The organism is Starkeya nomas (assembly GCF_902703545.1).
Classification (GTDB): Bacteria; Pseudomonadota; Alphaproteobacteria; order Rhizobiales; family Xanthobacteraceae; genus Ancylobacter; species Ancylobacter moscoviensis.
In genome coordinates this window covers 444,727-459,983 of record NZ_CACSAS010000001.1, presented here as the reverse complement: position 1 = coordinate 459,983, position 15,257 = coordinate 444,727, and the positions used below count along the sequence as shown (strand labels likewise).

12 protein-coding genes are annotated in these 15,257 nt (G+C 70.3%); 7 read left to right on the top strand and 5 right to left on the bottom strand.

Annotation, left to right across the window (positions count from 1 at the left end):
* The first annotated feature begins 122 nt into the window (after positions 1 to 122).
* Positions 123 to 1,418 carry a D-amino acid dehydrogenase gene (locus STARVERO_RS02245; RefSeq protein ID WP_159597762.1) on the top strand — a complete coding sequence of 432 codons (1,296 nt, stop codon included), beginning with the start codon at positions 123 to 125 and terminating at the stop codon, positions 1,416 to 1,418.
* A gap of 121 nt (positions 1,419 to 1,539) precedes the next feature.
* Here STARVERO_RS02245 and STARVERO_RS02240 read toward each other — a convergent pair whose 3' ends face one another.
* Positions 1,540 to 4,149, bottom strand: coding sequence for a heavy metal translocating P-type ATPase (locus STARVERO_RS02240; protein ID WP_422802116.1), 2,610 nt, complete (start codon positions 4,147 to 4,149; stop codon positions 1,540 to 1,542).
* Positions 4,150 to 4,220: 71 nt separating this feature from the next.
* Here STARVERO_RS02240 and STARVERO_RS02235 point away from each other — a divergent pair, with 71 nt between their 5' ends.
* Positions 4,221 to 4,496, top strand: coding sequence for a metal-sensitive transcriptional regulator (locus STARVERO_RS02235; protein ID WP_144344002.1), 276 nt, complete (start codon positions 4,221 to 4,223; stop codon positions 4,494 to 4,496).
* A 34-nt stretch (positions 4,497 to 4,530) separates the two neighbouring features.
* Here STARVERO_RS02235 and STARVERO_RS02230 read toward each other — a convergent pair whose 3' ends face one another.
* From STARVERO_RS02230 to STARVERO_RS02220, 3 genes are all read right to left on the bottom strand, one after another.
* A complete protein-coding gene (locus STARVERO_RS02230) occupies positions 4,531 to 5,094 on the bottom strand; it encodes a methylated-DNA--[protein]-cysteine S-methyltransferase (RefSeq protein WP_159597761.1) in 564 nt (187 codons plus the stop codon).
* A 113-nt stretch (positions 5,095 to 5,207) separates the two neighbouring features.
* A complete protein-coding gene (locus tag STARVERO_RS02225; protein ID WP_159597760.1) occupies positions 5,208 to 6,722 on the bottom strand; it encodes a malonate--CoA ligase in 1,515 nt (504 codons plus the stop codon).
* Positions 6,719 to 8,038, bottom strand: a complete 1,320-nt coding sequence (locus STARVERO_RS02220) for a glycoside hydrolase family 5 protein (protein WP_159597759.1) — start codon at positions 8,036 to 8,038, stop codon at positions 6,719 to 6,721. The genes STARVERO_RS02225 and STARVERO_RS02220 overlap by 4 nt, the downstream gene beginning before the upstream one ends.
* 209 nt (positions 8,039 to 8,247) lie before the next feature.
* Here STARVERO_RS02220 and STARVERO_RS02215 point away from each other — a divergent pair, with 209 nt between their 5' ends.
* From STARVERO_RS02215 to STARVERO_RS02200, 4 genes are all read left to right on the top strand, one after another.
* Complete coding sequence (locus tag STARVERO_RS02215; protein ID WP_159597758.1) at positions 8,248 to 9,579, top strand: GntT/GntP/DsdX family permease; 1,332 nt, start codon at positions 8,248 to 8,250, stop codon at positions 9,577 to 9,579.
* 36 nt (positions 9,580 to 9,615) lie between these two features.
* On the top strand, positions 9,616 to 11,073 hold the full coding sequence (locus STARVERO_RS02210) for a GH1 family beta-glucosidase (RefSeq protein ID WP_159597757.1): 1,458 nt from the start codon (positions 9,616 to 9,618) through the stop codon (positions 11,071 to 11,073).
* Between the two features lie 141 nt (positions 11,074 to 11,214).
* Positions 11,215 to 11,484, top strand: a complete 270-nt coding sequence (locus STARVERO_RS02205) for an acyl carrier protein (protein ID WP_159597756.1) — start codon at positions 11,215 to 11,217, stop codon at positions 11,482 to 11,484.
* A complete protein-coding gene (locus STARVERO_RS02200) occupies positions 11,484 to 12,698 on the top strand; it encodes a beta-ketoacyl-[acyl-carrier-protein] synthase family protein (protein WP_159597755.1) in 1,215 nt (404 codons plus the stop codon). Before STARVERO_RS02205 ends, STARVERO_RS02200 begins: the two co-directional genes overlap by 1 nt.
* 105 nt (positions 12,699 to 12,803) lie before the next feature.
* On the opposite strand, the gene STARVERO_RS02195 is transcribed toward STARVERO_RS02200, so the two are convergent.
* The gene (locus STARVERO_RS02195) at positions 12,804 to 13,769 is read right to left on the bottom strand and encodes a LysR family transcriptional regulator (protein WP_159597754.1); all 966 of its coding nucleotides are present in this window, start codon (positions 13,767 to 13,769) and stop codon (positions 12,804 to 12,806) included.
* Positions 13,770 to 13,956: 187 nt separating this feature from the next.
* Here STARVERO_RS02195 and STARVERO_RS02190 point away from each other — a divergent pair, with 187 nt between their 5' ends.
* Positions 13,957 to 15,207: a sarcosine oxidase subunit beta family protein gene (locus STARVERO_RS02190; RefSeq protein WP_159597753.1), complete on the top strand. Its 1,251-nt coding sequence runs from the start codon at positions 13,957 to 13,959 to the stop codon at positions 15,205 to 15,207.
* Positions 15,208 to 15,257: the final 50 nt, after the last annotated feature.

Here is a 15,257-nt window from a genome sequence, read left to right as displayed (position 1 = left end):
CGTCGCCGTTCCGTCTCGGGGCGAGCTCTCAGGTAACCGCGACAGATGGGGACAGCCGGCTGGAACGCCAAGCGGAAACGCCGCCGTTCGAGCCTCGTCGTCCTCAAGCGCGGGAGAGCCCCATGCGCAGCATCGCCGTCATCGGTGCCGGAATCACCGGCGTAACCACCGCCTATGCCCTCAACGAGAAGGGCTACGACGTCACCGTCATAGACCGCCAGCGCTATGCCGCGATGGAGACCTCCTTCGCCAATGGCGGCCAGCTCTCGGCCTCCAATGCCGAGGTGTGGAATTCCTGGGCGACCGTGCTCAAGGGCATCAAGTGGATGTTCACGCCGGACGCCCCGCTGCTGATGAACCCCATGCCGTCCTGGCACAAATATTCCTGGATGGCCGAGTTCCTCGCCAATATCCCGAACTACAAGGCGAACACGGTCGAGACCACGCGCCTCGCCATCCAGGCGCGCAACTACATGTTCGACATCGCCGCGCGCGAGGGCATCGACTTCAACCACGAGACGCGCGGCATCCTGCACATCTACCGCGACAAGGCGAGCTTCGACCACGCGCTGAAGGTCTCCGACCTCTACGCGCAGGGCGGCCTCGAGCGCCGCACGCTCTCCTCCTCGGAAATCCGCGCCGTCGAGCCGACGCTGCACGGCAGCTATTACGGCGGCTTCTTCACCCCCTCCGATTCGACCGGCGACATCCACAAGTTCACCTTCGGCCTCGCCGAGGTGTGCCGCCGGAAGGGCGTGCGCTTCATCAACGAGGCGAGCGTCGAGCGCGTGGCGCATACCGGCACGGGCAAGGACGGCACGGGCGTCGAGGTGGCCTTCACGCTCGCCCCCGACGCCGAGGACGCCGCGCCGCGCCGCGAGACGCTGGCCTTCGACGCGGTGGTGGTGTGCGCCGGCATCGGCTCGCGCGCCATCGCGGCCGGGCTCGGCGACCGGGTGAACATCTACCCGGTGAAGGGCTATTCGATCACGGTGATGCTCGACGACGAGCAGAGCCAGAACGCGGCGCCGTGGGTCAGCCTGCTGGACGACAAGACCAAGATCGTCACCTCGCGCCTCGGCAAGGACCGCTTCCGCGTCGCCGGCACGGCCGAGTTCAACGGCGAGAATCGCGACATCCGCGCCGACCGCATTCGCCCGCTGACCGACTGGGTGCGCAAGCTGTTCCCGGGCGTCTCCACCGAGCGCGCCGTGCCGTGGGCGGGCCTGCGGCCGATGATGCCCGACATGATGCCGCGCGTCGCCGCCGGCGTCCGTCCGGGCGTGTTCTACAACACCGGCCACGGCCATCTGGGCTGGACGCTCTCCTGCGCCACCGCGCAGATCATCGCCGAGAAGGTGGCGGCGGCCATGCCGGTCGAACGCCCCGCCCCGGCGCTGCGCATCGCGGCGGAGTGAGCCTTCCGCAAGTGAATTCGCCCGGCCCCTGTTCAGGGTCGGGCGGCGCCCCCAACGGGTGATCCTCTGCCGATCTCGCCCCCGGAACCCTCCGGGGGCGTTTTCATGTCCGCCCCCCGCCCTACAACCGCGTCGTGCGCAGGCGCAGGGCGTTGCCGATGACGCTGACGGAGGACAGCGCCATGGCGAGCGCGGCGACCATGGGGGAGAGCAGCAGCCCGAAGACCGGGTACAGCACGCCCGCCGCGATGGGCACGCCGGCGCCGTTGTAGATGAAGGCGAAGAACAGGTTCTGCCGGATGTTGCGCATCGCCGCCTGCGAGAGCCGGCGGGCCTTGACGATGCCGCCGAGATCGCCGCGCAGCAAGGTGAGCCCGGCGCTCTCGATGGCGACGTCGGTGCCCGAGCCCATGGCGATGCCGACATCGGCGCTGGCGAGCGCGGGCGCGTCGTTGACGCCGTCGCCGGCCATGGCGACGACCCGGCCCTCGCGCTTGAGCTTCTCGACCACCGCCGCCTTGTCCTCGGGCGCCACCTCGGCCTCCACCTCGGCGATGCCGAGCCGGCGCGCCACCGCCTCCGCCGTAGTGCGGTTGTCGCCGGTGAGCATGACGACCCGGATGCCCTCGGCGGCGAGATCGGCCAGCGCCTGCGGGGTCGACGCCTTGATCGGATCGGCGATGGCGATCACCGCCGCCGCCTTGCCGTTGACGCCGACGAGGATGGCGCTGGCGCCTTCCTTGCGCAGTTCGTCGGCGGACGCCGCCAGCGCCGAGGTGTCGATGCCCAGCTCCGCCAGGAAGGCGGCACTGCCGAGCACCACGCGCTTGCCCTCGACGAGGCCATAGGCGCCCTTGCCGACCGGGCTGTCGAAGCCGCGCACCTTGGGGATGTCGATGCCGCGATCCTGCGCGGCGGTGACGACGGCGCGGGCCAGCGGATGCTCGGAGGGGCGCTCGACGGCGGCGGCGAGGCCCAGAACCTCCGCCTCCGCGAAGCCCTCCCCGGGCACGATGGCGGTGACGGAGGGGGCGCCCTCGGTGAGCGTGCCGGTCTTGTCGACGACCAGCGTGTCGACCTTCTCCATGCGCTCCAGCGCCTCGGCGTTCTTGATCAGCACGCCCATCTGCGCGCCGCGCCCGACGCCGACCATGATCGACATGGGCGTGGCGAGGCCGAGCGCGCAGGGGCAGGCGATGATCAGCACCGCCACGGCGGCGATGAGCGCGTGCGACAGGCGCGGCTCCGGCCCGAAGATCGCCCAGGCGATGAAGGCGAGCACGGCGCAGGCGACCACCAGCGGCACGAACCAGCCGGCGACCTGATCGGCGAGCCGCTGGATCGGCGCGCGCGAGCGCTGCGCCTCCGACACCATCTGCACGATGCGCGAGAGCATGGTGTCGCGCCCGACCTTCTCCGCCTCGATCACCAGACCGCCGGAGCGGTTGAGCGTACCGCCGATCACATGGTCGCCCTCCGCCTTGGTGACGGGCATGGATTCGCCGGTGACGAGCGATTCATCGAGCGCCGAGCGGCCCTCGACCACCTTGCCGTCCACCGGCACCTTCTCGCCGGGGCGCACGCGCAGGCGATCCCCGACCGCGACCTGATCGAGCGGGACCTCCTCCTCGCTCTCGTCGGCATTGATGCGCAGCGCGGTCTTCGGCGCGAGGTCGAGCAGCGCCTTGATGGCGCCGGAGGTGCGCTCGCGGGCCCGCAGCTCCAGCACCTGGCCGAGCAGCACCAGCACGGTGATGACCGCCGCGGCCTCGAAATAGACCGCCACCGAACCGTCCGCCGCGCGGAAGGCGGGCGGGAAGACGCCCGGCGCCAGCACCGCGACGAGGCTGTAGAGATAGGCGACGCCGGTGCCGATGGCGATCAACGTGAACATGTTGAGGTTGCGCGTGACTAGCGACTGCCAGCCGCGCACGAAGAACGGCCAGCCAGCCCACAGCACCACAGGGGTGGCGAGCACGAGCTGGATCCAGTTCGACACGCCCGGCGGCACGAGATGATGCAGCGCCGGGACGAGATGGGCGCCCATCTCCAGCGCGAAGACCGGTACGGTCAGCGCGAGGCCGATCCAGAAGCGCCGGGTCATGTCGATCAGTTCGTGGTTCGGGCCGTCGTCGAGGCTCACCAGCACCGGCTCCAGCGCCATGCCGCAGATCGGGCAGGTGCCGGGGCCGATCTGGCGGATCTCCGGGTGCATGGGGCAGGTGTACTCGGTGCCCTCCGGGACCGGCTCGGCCGGGGCCTTGTCGCCGAGATACTTCTCCGGGTTGGCGATGAACTTGGTGCGGCAGCCCGGCGAGCAGAAATAATAGGTGATGCCCTTGTGGTCGGCCTTCAGCGTCGCGGTGTGCGGATCGACATCCATGCCGCAGACCGGGTCCTTCGCCATGTGGGAGGCAGCGTGGGAGGCGGCGCCGGGCGCGGCGCCGGCCGGCATGGCGTGGGAATGGCCGTGCTGATGATCGTGCTGATGTCCGTGATCGTGCGAATGGGCATCGCCATGGGGGTCGTCATGATCGTGATGGCCGCCGCAGCAGGAGGATGGAGCCTGCTCCTTCCCCGGTGCGGATGCCTGCACCGGCTCCTGCGCGGGTGCTTGCGCAGATCTGGCCGCGTGCCCGCCGCAGCATGACCCGGCCTTGCCGTCCCCGTCGGCCGCATGATCATGGGCCGCGTGATCGTGAGCCCCGTGATCGTGGTCGCTGTGAGCCATGGCACCCTCCTTATACCCCCATGAGGTATCTATGACTTGCGATATATACCCAATGGGGGTATATGGCAAGCATGCAGAACGACACACGAAACGCCTGTCTCAAACGCCTGAGCCGCATCGAGGGCCAGGTGCGCGGCCTCTCCCGCATGGTCGAGGATAACCGCTACTGCATCGATATCGTCACGCAGGTGGCGGCGGTGCGGGCGGCGCTGAAGAAGGTGGAGGAGGAGGTGCTGCGCGATCACGTCGCCCATTGCGTCGAGCACGCGATCACCTCCGGCGACGCCGACGCGCAGCGGGCCAAGGTTTCCGAGCTGATCGAGGTGCTCGGCAAGCTGAAGGCCTAGAGGCCCGGGACGAGGCCCGGGACACGGCGCGCCGTCAGAACCCCAGCGATTGCTGCGCCGGCTCCGGCGGCCCGAGACGTACGCCTTCGAGCTCCAGCATGTGCGCCTTGGTGTCCGCGCCGCCCGGCGCGGAGAAGCCGCCGAGCTTGCCGCCGGCGGCCAGCACGCGGTGGCAGGGGATGATCAGCGGCACCGGGTTGCGCGCCATCGCCTGTCCGACATCGCGCGCCGCCTCCGGCCCGGCGCCGAGCTGCCTGGCGAGGGCGCCATAGGTGGTGGTCTCGCCCCAGCCGACGCGGCGGAGCGCGGCATAGATCTGCGTGAAGAAGACGTCCTGCTCGCCAAGATCGAGGCGCACCGGCGCGAAATCGACCGCCTCGCCCGTGAAGTAGCGCCGGATGGCGGCGACCGTCCCGGCGATCTCCGGCGGCGGCTCGCCGGGACGCGCTTCCGGCACGCGGCGCAGCAGATGGCGCTCGGCGGCGGCGACGCTCGGCGCGGGCAGCTGGAGACGGGTGATGCCGGCCTCGCTCCAGGCAAGGCCGCAGAAGCCGCGCGCGGTCTCGAACACCCGATAATGCGGTGCCAGCGGGTCCATGGCTTTCCTCCCGGGTGAAAGCTAGGCCGGTTCGCCGGCGAGGCAACCCGTTTCCGCCTCGCTGTGCGGCTGTTTTCCCTCTCCCCACGGGGAGAGGGAGGGATCGAGGTGGCTCACCCCGCGTAGAGCGCCTTGTACTGGTCGCGCAGCAGGTTCTTCTGCACCTTTCCCATGGTGTTGCGGGGGAGGTCGTCGACGAAGATGACGCGCTTGGGCAGCTTGTAGCGGGCGAGGCGGCCTTCCAGCGCCTCGATCACCGCCTTCTCGTCCAGCGTCGCCTCGGGGCGGGCGACCACCACCGCCGTCACCCCCTCGCCGAAATCGGCGTGCGGCAGGCCGATCACCGCGCTCTCGACCACGCCGGGAAGCGCGTCGATCTCGCTCTCGATCTCCTTGGGGTAGACGTTGTAGCCGCCGGTGATCACGAGGTCCTTGCCGCGCCCGACGATCTGCACATAGCCCTTGGCATCGATCAGGCCGAGATCGCCGGTGACGAACCAGCCGTCGTGGAACTCGGCCGCCGTCTTCTCCGGCATGCGCCAGTAGCCCTTGAAGACGTTAGGGCCGCTCACCTCGATCATGCCGATCTCGCCGGCGCTGATCTCCCGCCCGGTCTCCGGCGAGACCACGCGCACGCTGACCCCCGGCAGGGGGAAGCCGACCGTGCCAGCGATGCGCTCGCCCTCATAGGGGTTCGAGGTGTTCATGCCGGTCTCGGTCATGCCATAGCGCTCGAGGATGGCGTGGCCGGTCCGTGCCCGCCATTCGCGGTGCGTGTCGGCCAGCAGCGGCGCCGAGCCGGAGATGAACAGGCGCATCCCTGCCGCCGCCTCCGGCGACAGGTTCGGCGCCTTGAGCAGGCGCGTGTAGAAGGTCGGCACGCCCATCAGCACGCTCGCCCGGTCCATCAGCGTCAGGATCGCCTCGGAGTCGAACTTCGGCAGGAAGATCATCGAAGACCCAGCCGCCAGCGTGACGTTGCAGGCGACGAACAGGCCGTGAGTGTGGAAGATCGGCAGGGCGTGGATCAGCACGTCGGCGGGCGTGAAGCGCCAGGTGTCGACCAGTGCCAGCGCGTTGGAGACGAGGTTCGCGTGCGTCAGCATGGCGCCCTTGGAACGCCCGGTGGTGCCGGAAGTGTAGAGCAGCGCCGCGAGGTCGTCGGGCGCGCGCGCCACATCCGCGAAGGAGGTGGAGGCGGCATCCGCCGCATCGCTCAGGCTGCCCCGGCCGTGCGCGTCGAGGGTGAGCACATGGGCGACGCCCTGCCCGGCGGCGACGGGGACGAGCGGGGACTGCCGGGCGGGATCGCAGACGAAGATGCGGGCCTCGGCGTCGCCGAGGAAATATTCGATCTCCGGGCCGGTATAGGCGGTGTTGAGCGGCAGGAACACGCCGCCGGCGCGCACCGTGCCGAGATAGGCGAAGATCGCCTCGATGCTCTTCTCCACCTGCAGCGCCACCCGGTCGCCGGGCTTCAGCCCCAGCGCCACCAGCGCGTTGGCGTACTGCGCCGAGCGACGGTCGAGATCGGCATAGGTGTAGACCGTCCCCTCCGGCGTCTCGATGAACACGCGCTGACGCTCTGGCTGGCGGGCCCGGAGGGTGTCGAACAGATGGTTGGTCATGGACAGGCGTTTTCCGGTTGGGACGGGCCGGAGACGGGCTCCAGCGAGGCGAGGCGCCCACAGGGGGCGCCGGTCAACGCGGCCTCGGGCACCTTCAGGCCCAGCGAGGCGACGTAGCCGCGATTGACCGTGGTGTTGGCGAAGCGCGCATTCTCGACATAGGCGCGCAGCGTCGCCACCACCTGATCGCGCGGCGGCTTCACCATCGTTTCCCATGCGCTGCGCGGCACGCTGCCGAAACGGGCGATGTCGTCCCAGCCGGCCGGCTTGGTGATGGAGGAGACGGTGGAGCGGGAATCGAGGTTCTTGTAGGTCCAGAAGCTCCAGCCGATGCCGAAGCGCTCGTTCATCGTGCGGTACTTCTCGTTCCAGTCGTCGGTGAGCTCGCCGGTCTCGCCGAGGAAGAGCGGCGCGCCCCAGCGATTGGCGAAGTTCACGTAGTCCTGCACCTCGCGCCGTTCCGGGCTGGCCCAGAACTTGTGGTAGGTGTAGCCGAGGTTTTCCGCGAAGGGTGGGCCGAACACGCCGAAATTCGTGCTCCACTGCGCCGCCGCCAGGATGAGCGGGTGGTTGGGATCGACCGCGCGGATGGCGGCGGCGATCTCCTGATAGAGCGGCTCAAGGCGCGGGTTGAGATAATCGGTGTCGCTGTAGGGCGAGACCGGCTCGTTGAGCAGGTCATAGGCGAGGACCGTGGTCTCGTCCCTGTAGCGAGCGGCGATGGCCTGCCACATGGCGATGGTGCGGCGGCGGAACTCCGGCACGTAAAAGGTGAGCGGATAGCCCACGCCGTCGTCGTGGTTCACGCCGGTCTGCCCGCCGGGAGCGGCGTGGATGTCGAGGATGACCTTGATGCCGTGCGCCTTCGCCCAGCCGATCACCCGGTCGATCAGCGCCCAGCCCTCGCCGTCCGGGTCGACGCGGGAGGGATCCTGCGGGTCGAGGAAGAACTTCCAGTGCAGCGGCACGCGCACGGTGGTGAAGCCGGCGGCCTTGAGGAAGGCGAGGTCTTCCTCGCGGATATAGACGTCGCGGAAATCGCGCCAGAACCGCTCCGCCTCCTCCGGGCCGGCGAGATATTCGATCACGTCCTCGATCTCGCGCGGGGAGCGCTGGACCTTGAATTTGAACATGTAGCCTTCCGGCAGCAGCCAGTTGCCGAAGCTCATGCCCTTGATCGGGAAGGTGGTGCCGTCCGGATTGACGAAGCGGGTGCCCTCCGTGCGCACGAAGCCGGGCGCCGGGCTTGTCTGGGCAAGCGCGGGAGCGGCGGCGGCGAACAGGGCCAGAGCGAGGGGAAGGACGCGGCGGATCATGGGCGGGCAACCTAGTAAAGCCGGGGCGCGGCGGCAATGGCGCCGCTTCGCGCAGCCCGGCCGCTTGGAGCGAGCCGGCGTCTTTTCGGCGCCGGCCGGACGCGGCAGCCGGCGCGCGACGTCCTTTGGCCACGGTGACAGCACGGGCGGCGCGGGGTAAGCCAAGGGGAACTCCCGCCCCGGCTTTTCTCCCGTCCCGCGTGTCCCCGATGTCGCTGACCCAGGCCGCCTATTTCCTCGCCGCGCTCGTCCTCCTGGTGCTCGCCACCGGGCGCGGACGCGTGCAGCCCTTCATCGCCCTCGTGGTCGCCGGCGTCGGCTTCGGCTATGCCGCCGGCATGTCGACGAGCCATGTCGGCAAGGCCTTCGGCCTCGGCTTCGGCCAGACGCTGAACGCGCTCGGCCTGACCGTGGTGGCCGCCGCGCTGATGGCCGAGATCGCCGACGCCAGCGGCGCCACGGCGCGGCTGCGGCAGCGGGCGCGCGGCTGGCGCTCGCAATCCGCGCCGCTGGCGCTGCTCGGGCTGGTCGCCGGCCTCGGCTCGACCCCGGCGGCGGCCTTCGCGGTACTCGACCCGCTGCGGCGCGGCATCGGCGGCGACAGCCCGCGCTCGGCGCTGGTGCTGGGGCTCGCCCTCTCCGCCAGCCACGGCCTGCTGATCCCCGCGCCAGTGATGCTCGCGGGCCTGACCATCCTGCAGGCGGACTGGACGCAGGCGGCGGCGATCGGCCTGCCGGTGGCGCTGCTCGCCCTGCTGCTCGGCACCGCCTTCGCCCGCGCGGTGGCCAGCGGCCGCCCGGACCCGGCCGACACCGCCCGCGCCCTCGACGGCGAGACGCTGCACGCGCCCCGGCGCGGCGCGCTGGCGCTGACGCTGGTCAGCCTCGTGCTGGTCGGACTGCTGATCGTGCAGTCGCTCGGCGACATCGCCTCCGAGCCGCTGGGCGGCGGCTCCAACCGGGAATTCCTCATCGCCCTCGGCCGGCCGGTCATCCTGCTGCTGGTCGGCACCGGCCTGCTGCTGCTCCTGAGCGGCCACTGGGAGCCGGGCGGGCTCACCGAGAAGGGCTGGGCCGGGCGGGCGCTGACCAAGGTCGCGCCGCTGCTGCTGCTCGTCGGCGCGGCGGGCGGCCTGTCGAAGATCGCGCAAGAGACCGGCATGGCGGAGATGAACGCCGAGCGGCTGCTCGGCTTCGCGCCGGCGGGGGCGCTGGCCCTGCTGCTGCCCTTCGCGCTCGCCGCCGTGATCAAGACGCTGCAGGGCTCCTCGCTGGTCGCGGCCATCACCGCCGCCGGCATGATGATGGAGCTGGTCGACCCGCTCGGCCTCGGCGATCCCGCCGGGCGGACCCTCGCGGCGCTGGCGATCGGCGCCGGCGCGATGTGCGTGTCGCACATAAATGACGGATTCTTCTGGCTGGTTGCACGGGGCGGCGGCTTCACGCCCGGGGCGGCACTCGCCCGCTTCTCGCTCGGCACCGCGCTGCAGGGCGCGCTTGCCATCGTGCTGCTGATCGCCATCCGGCTGCTGACCGCCTAGACACGACCTCCAGCAGAACGAGGGGAAACTCCGCCGATGCTCCGACGCCGCGACTTCCTCGCCTCCGGCCTCGCCGCCGCCGCCCTGCCGGCCCTGCCCGCGCGCGCGCAGACCGGCCCCCAGCCCGGCGCCGTGCAGCCGCTGCCGCCCGGCGGGGTGCCGCAGCTGCCGGCCGGCTTCCTCTGGGGCGCCTCGACCTCCTCCTACCAGATCGAGGGGGCGGTGAAGGCCGACGGGCGGCGGCCCTCCATCTGGGACACCTTCTCGCACACGCCGGGCAAGATCGCCGACGGGACCAATGGCGACGTCGCCTGCGACCACTACAACCGCTACGCCGACGACGTGGAGCTGATGGCGCGGCTGGGGCTCCAGTCCTACCGCTTCTCCATCGCCTGGCCGCGCATCGTCCCCGAGGGCACGGGGCAGGTGAACGCCGCCGGCCTCGATTTCTACGACCGGCTGGTCGACAAGCTGCTGTCGCGCAACATCCTGCCCATGGCCTGCCTCTACCACTGGGACCTGCCGCAGGCGCTGCAGGACCGGGGCGGCTGGCACAACCGCGACATCGCCAACTGGTTCGCCGACTATGCCCGCGCCGTGGTCGGCCGGCTCGGCGACCGGGTGAAGCCGTGGGCCATGCTCAACGAGCCCTCCGTGCACGCCATCTTCGGCCACGGCTTCGGCAACCACGCGCCGGGACTGACCGGCTGGCCGAGCTACGTGATGGCCCAGCACCACCAGAACCTCGCGCAGGGCGTGGGCGCGGCGGCGGTGCGGGCGCTGCGCAGCGACCTGAAGGTCGGCACGGTGTTCTCGCTGCAGCCGATCTTCCCGGCCTCGCAGCAGGAGGCGGACATCGCCGCCGCCCAGCGCTTCGACGCCTGCTGGAACACCATCAACCTCGACCCGCTGTTCCACGGCCGCTACCCCGCGCCGTTCGAGAACGTGTTCGCGCAGCTGGTGAAGCCCGGCGACATGGAGGCGATCCGCGTGCCGGTCGACTTCCTCGGGGTGAACTATTACGGGCCGTCCTACATCAAGCACGACCCCGCGGCCTTCCTCGCCCAGGCGGGCTACGGCGCCCTGCCGCCGGGAACGCCGACAACGCTGCTCGGCTGGCCGATCAGCGCGCAGGGAATGGTCGAGGTGCTGAAGCGCCTGCGCGATTCCTACGGCAACCCGCCGGTGTTCATCACCGAGAACGGTGCCTGCTACGAGGACCCCGCGCCGGCCAACGGCACGGTGCAGGACCCCGAGCGCACCGAATATTTTCGCGCCCACCTGACGGCGGCGGGCGAGGCGATCGCGCAGGGCTGCGCGCTCAACGGCTATTTCGCCTGGTCGCTGCTCGACAATTTCGAGTGGGCCGAGGGCGAGCGCCGGCGCTTCGGCGTGGTGCATGTGGACTTCGAGACCCAGCAGCGCACGCCGAAGTCTTCCGCGCTCTATCTTTCCCAGCTCATCCGGGCACACCGCGCCGGCGTGAAGCCGTGAAGGCGGCGGCCGCGACATGACGAGATGACATGCGCCGGACACATATGTCGGTCATTTGACGCTGCTGCCCCAACCGCCTTTCTTTGTGATACCTAACGGCAATCCCCGGCTTCGCGCCGACGCACGAGACAGAGCAGACGCATGCAGACAGACGATCCCGCCGTCGCCGAAATCGTCGAATTCATCTCCGGCGAGGTGGGTGTCGATTCGAGCCTGCTGACGCCGGAGACCCCGGTCTCCGAACTCGGCATTTCCTCGCTCGACCTCATCGAGACGATCTTCAAGCTGGAAAGCCGCTTCGGCATCGAGATCCCCAATGACGGCCCGCTGAGCGGCAACGACGTGACCGTCGGCACGCTGGTGGAGCATGTCGCCGAGCTTCTCGCCGTGCAGAAGGCCAAGTCGGCCTGATGACAGCCCGCGTCGCCATCACCGGGCTCGGCGCGCTCTCCGCCCTGGGCAACGACGTTCCCACGCATCTGGCCGGGCTGCGCGCCGGCACGGTCGGCATCGGCGAGACCCAGGGCGTCGACGTCTCCACCATGAAGACGAAGATCTCCGCCGAGGTCCGCGGCTTCACGCCGGAGGAGCATTTCGAGCCCCGCCAGCTCGGCCTCCTCGACCGCACCTCGCAGTTCGCCGTCGTCGTCGCCCGGCAGGCGCTGGCCGATGCCGGTCCGGCGCTCGAAGGCGTGCCGCGCCACCGCGCCGGCGCCATCTTCGCCGCCTCCGTCGGCTTCCACGCCGTCGACGACAGCTACCACAAGCTCTATGCCGACAAGGCGCCGCGCCCGCACCCCTTCACCGTGCCGCGCGCCATGCCGAGCGGGCAGGTGAGCCACATCACCATGGATCTCGGCATCCACGGGCCTTCCTTCTCCGTCGCCTCGGCCTGCTCCTCGGCCTCGCACGCCATCGGCACCGCCTTCCACATGATCCGTTCCGGCATGCTGGACGTCGCGGTCTCCGGCGGCGCGGAATCGCAGCTCACCTACGGGATGCTGAAGAGCTGGGAAGCGCTGCGCGTGCTCGCCCCCAATGGCTGCCACCCCTTCTCCAAGGACCGCGCCGGCCTCGTCATCGGCGAGGGCGGCGCCGCCGTGGTGCTCGAGAACATGGACCGGGCCATCGCCCGCGGCGCCACCATCCATGGCGAACTGATCGGCTTCGGCATGAGCGCCGACGGCATGGACATCACCGCTCCCGACATGGCGAGCGCGGCGGATTCGATGCGTTTCGCGCTGGAAGATGCCGGCTTCGCGCCGGAACAGGTCGACTATGTGAGCGCCCACGGCACCGCCACGGTGCTGAACGACAAGACCGAGACGGCGGCGCTGCGCCACGTCTTCGGCGACCACCTCGCCCGCCTGCCGGTGTCCTCGTCGAAATCGCAGTACGGCCACACGATGAACGCCTCGGGGGCTCTGGACCTCGTGACCACGGTGCTCGCCCTGCGCGAGGGCTTCCTGCCGCCGACCATGGGCTTCAACGAGTTCGACCCGGAATGCGACATCGACTGCGTGCCGAACGCCGCGCGCAACGCACCGATCGAGGTCGCCATCTCGTCGAGCTTCGCCTTCGGTGGGCTGAACGCCGTGCTCGCGCTGAGGCGCTATAACGGCTGAAGTCGCTTCCCGGCTCGGCGCTTCGGCTTCGCCTCGGTTGGGCCGGGACACGATTGCGAAGCCGCAGAGCCGCTCTCCCCAACGGGGAGAGGGAGACGTAGCCGTTCACGGCTCCACCACGAAGCCCGCCGCCAGCCCCTCCCCGACCAGCGCCGCGAGCGCCGGGCGCTGGGCCGCCAGCCGTTCGCGGCAGAAGGCGGCGACCTCGCGCGGCAGGCGGCCGAGTTCCTGCCGGCGGGCGATCAGCGTCAGATGGCGCGTCAGACCGGGGCCGGGCAGCGGATGGCAGGCGAGGCCGTCGAGCGGGATGCCGGCCTCCATGAGGCACAGGGGCGTGGTGATGGCGAAGCCCGCCCCTTCCGCCACCGCCGCCGTCACGCCATAGGGCGTATCGAACTCCAGCGGCCGCGGCAGGTCGAGCCGCAGGCGGCGCAGATGCCGCTCCACCTCCATGCCGGTCTTGGAACGGGCGGAGAAGCGCACCAGCGGCACCTGCCGGGCCAGCTCCCCCAGATCGACCACCCGCGCCGGGGCCGGCAGGGCGGCGGGCAGCAGCAGCACATAGGGCTCGGTCACCAGCGGCCAGCGCTCCAGCCCCTCGATCTCGTCGAGATCGTCGGCGCCGACCAGCAGGTCGAGCTGGCGGGTGAGCAGCGCGCCGGCATGCGAGGCGGTGAGGCCGGAGAGCAGCGAGACCTGCTCCGCTTTCTCGCCCAGCGCCCGCGCCAGCGGCGCCAGCAGGGCGCGCGAGAGCGAATCCACGAGGCCGGCGCGCAGCAGCGGCAGCCGCGCATGCTCGGCCTCGCGCAGCAGCGGCGCGATCTGCCGCGCCTCCGACAGCAGCGCGCTCGCCCGCTGGCGCAGCGCGCCGCCGGCGGCGGTGAGCGCCAGAGGACGGGCGCTGCGGTCGAACAGGGCGATGCCCATGCGCCGCTCCATGTCGGCGATGGCCTGCGAGATGGCCGGCTGCGTGAGCCCGAGCCGGCGCGCCGCCTGCGCCATGGTGCCGGCGTCGCAGACGGCGAGGAAGAGCTCCAGCGCGCGCAGGTCGAAGGGAAGGCTGTCGGCCATGGAGCACGGTTCCGTTCGACGTCATGCCCGGCGCCATGCCGGGCAGCCCGTCCCGATGCGGGCGGAAGGCGTGGATGGCCGGGACGAGCCCGGCCACGACGGCGCTGGCGTATATAAACAAAACTTATATTATCAGCGGATCGGCTCTGATCTATAGCTCACAGCCGCCTCTGGTAGCGAGCCCTTCATGCGCTATTCCTTCCTCAGCATCCTGGCCAACGGCCTCAACGGGCAGTCCGGCTGGAAACCCGCCTGGCGCGACGCCGCGCCCAAGCCCTCCTATGACGTCGTCATCGTCGGCGGCGGCGGGCACGGGCTGGCGACCGCCTACTATCTCGCCAAGGTCCACGGCATCCACAACGTGGCAGTGATCGAGAAGGGCTATATCGGCTCCGGCAATGCCGGGCGGAACACCACCATCATCCGCTCCAACTACCTGCTGCCGGGCAACGAGCCGTTCTACGAATGGTCGATGAAGCTCTGGGAAGGGCTGGAGCAGGAGCTGAACTACAACGCGATGGTGAGCCAGCGCGGCATCCTGAACCTCTACCATTCCGACGCCCAGCGCGACGCCTATGCGCGGCGCGGCAACGCGATGCGGCTGGCGGGGGCGGATTCCGAGCTGCTCGACAAGCGGCAGGTGCGGGCCATGTACCCGTTCCTCGACTTCGACAATGCGCGCTTCCCGATCCAGGGCGGGCTGCTGCAACGCCGCGCCGGCACCGCCCGCCACGACGCGGTGGTGTGGGGCTATGCGCGGGCGGCCGATACGCTCGGCGTCGACATCGTGCAGAACTGCGAGGTGACGGGCTTCCTCCGCGAGGGCGGGAACATCGTCGGCGTCGAGACGACGCGCGGCGCCATCCGCGCCGGCAAGGTCGCGCTCGCCGTGGCGGGCAGCTCCTCGCGCGTGGCGGAAAAGGCCGGGCTGCGCCTGCCGATCGAGAGCCACGTGCTGCAGGCCTTCGTCTCGGAGGGGCTGAAGCCGGTGATCGACGGCGTCATCACCTTCGGCGCCGGGCATTTCTACATCAGCCAGTCCGACAAGGGCGGGCTCGTCTTCGGCGGCGATATCGACGGGTACAATTCCTACGCCCAGCGCGGCAACCTGCCGGTGATCGAGGATGTCGCCGAGGGCGGCATGGCGCTGATGCCGCGCATCGGCCGGCTGCGGCTCCTGCGCATGTGGGGCGGCATCATGGACATGTCGATGGACGGCTCGCCGATCATCGACCGGGCGCCGGTGCCGGGCCTCTATCTCAATGCCGGCTGGTGCTATGGCGGCTTCAAGGCGACGCCGGCCTCAGGCTGGTGCTTCGCGCACCTGATCGCCCGCGACGAGCCGCACGCGGTCGCCGGCGCCTATCGGCTCGACCGCTTTCGCAGCGGCCATCTCATCGACGAGAAGGGAGTCGGCGCGCAGCCGAACCTGCACTGATGACGCACGCACGCTCTCTCACCGGCATTGCCTGCCGGGTCCTGCGTCAT

What these genes read in the sequence shown, in the direction of transcription:
- STARVERO_RS02195 (WP_159597754.1), bottom strand. Translation starts at nt 13,769, where the DNA reads ATGGCCGACAGCCTTCCCTTCGACCTGCGCGCGCTGGAGCTCTTCCTC.
- STARVERO_RS02215 (WP_159597758.1), top strand. Translation starts at nt 8,248, where the DNA reads ATGTCGCTGACCCAGGCCGCCTATTTCCTCGCCGCGCTCGTCCTCCTG.
- STARVERO_RS02210 (WP_159597757.1), top strand. Translation starts at nt 9,616, where the DNA reads ATGCTCCGACGCCGCGACTTCCTCGCCTCCGGCCTCGCCGCCGCCGCC.
- STARVERO_RS02225 (WP_159597760.1), bottom strand. Translation starts at nt 6,722, where the DNA reads ATGACCAACCATCTGTTCGACACCCTCCGGGCCCGCCAGCCAGAGCGT.
- STARVERO_RS02205 (WP_159597756.1), top strand. Translation starts at nt 11,215, where the DNA reads ATGCAGACAGACGATCCCGCCGTCGCCGAAATCGTCGAATTCATCTCC.
- STARVERO_RS02230 (WP_159597761.1), bottom strand. Translation starts at nt 5,094, where the DNA reads ATGGACCCGCTGGCACCGCATTATCGGGTGTTCGAGACCGCGCGCGGC.
- STARVERO_RS02220 (WP_159597759.1), bottom strand. Translation starts at nt 8,038, where the DNA reads ATGATCCGCCGCGTCCTTCCCCTCGCTCTGGCCCTGTTCGCCGCCGCC.
- STARVERO_RS02235 (WP_144344002.1), top strand. Translation starts at nt 4,221, where the DNA reads ATGCAGAACGACACACGAAACGCCTGTCTCAAACGCCTGAGCCGCATC.
- STARVERO_RS02190 (WP_159597753.1), top strand. Translation starts at nt 13,957, where the DNA reads ATGCGCTATTCCTTCCTCAGCATCCTGGCCAACGGCCTCAACGGGCAG.
- STARVERO_RS02200 (WP_159597755.1), top strand. Translation starts at nt 11,484, where the DNA reads ATGACAGCCCGCGTCGCCATCACCGGGCTCGGCGCGCTCTCCGCCCTG.
- STARVERO_RS02240 (WP_422802116.1), bottom strand. Translation starts at nt 4,149, where the DNA reads ATGGCTCACAGCGACCACGATCACGGGGCTCACGATCACGCGGCCCAT.
- STARVERO_RS02245 (WP_159597762.1), top strand. Translation starts at nt 123, where the DNA reads ATGCGCAGCATCGCCGTCATCGGTGCCGGAATCACCGGCGTAACCACC.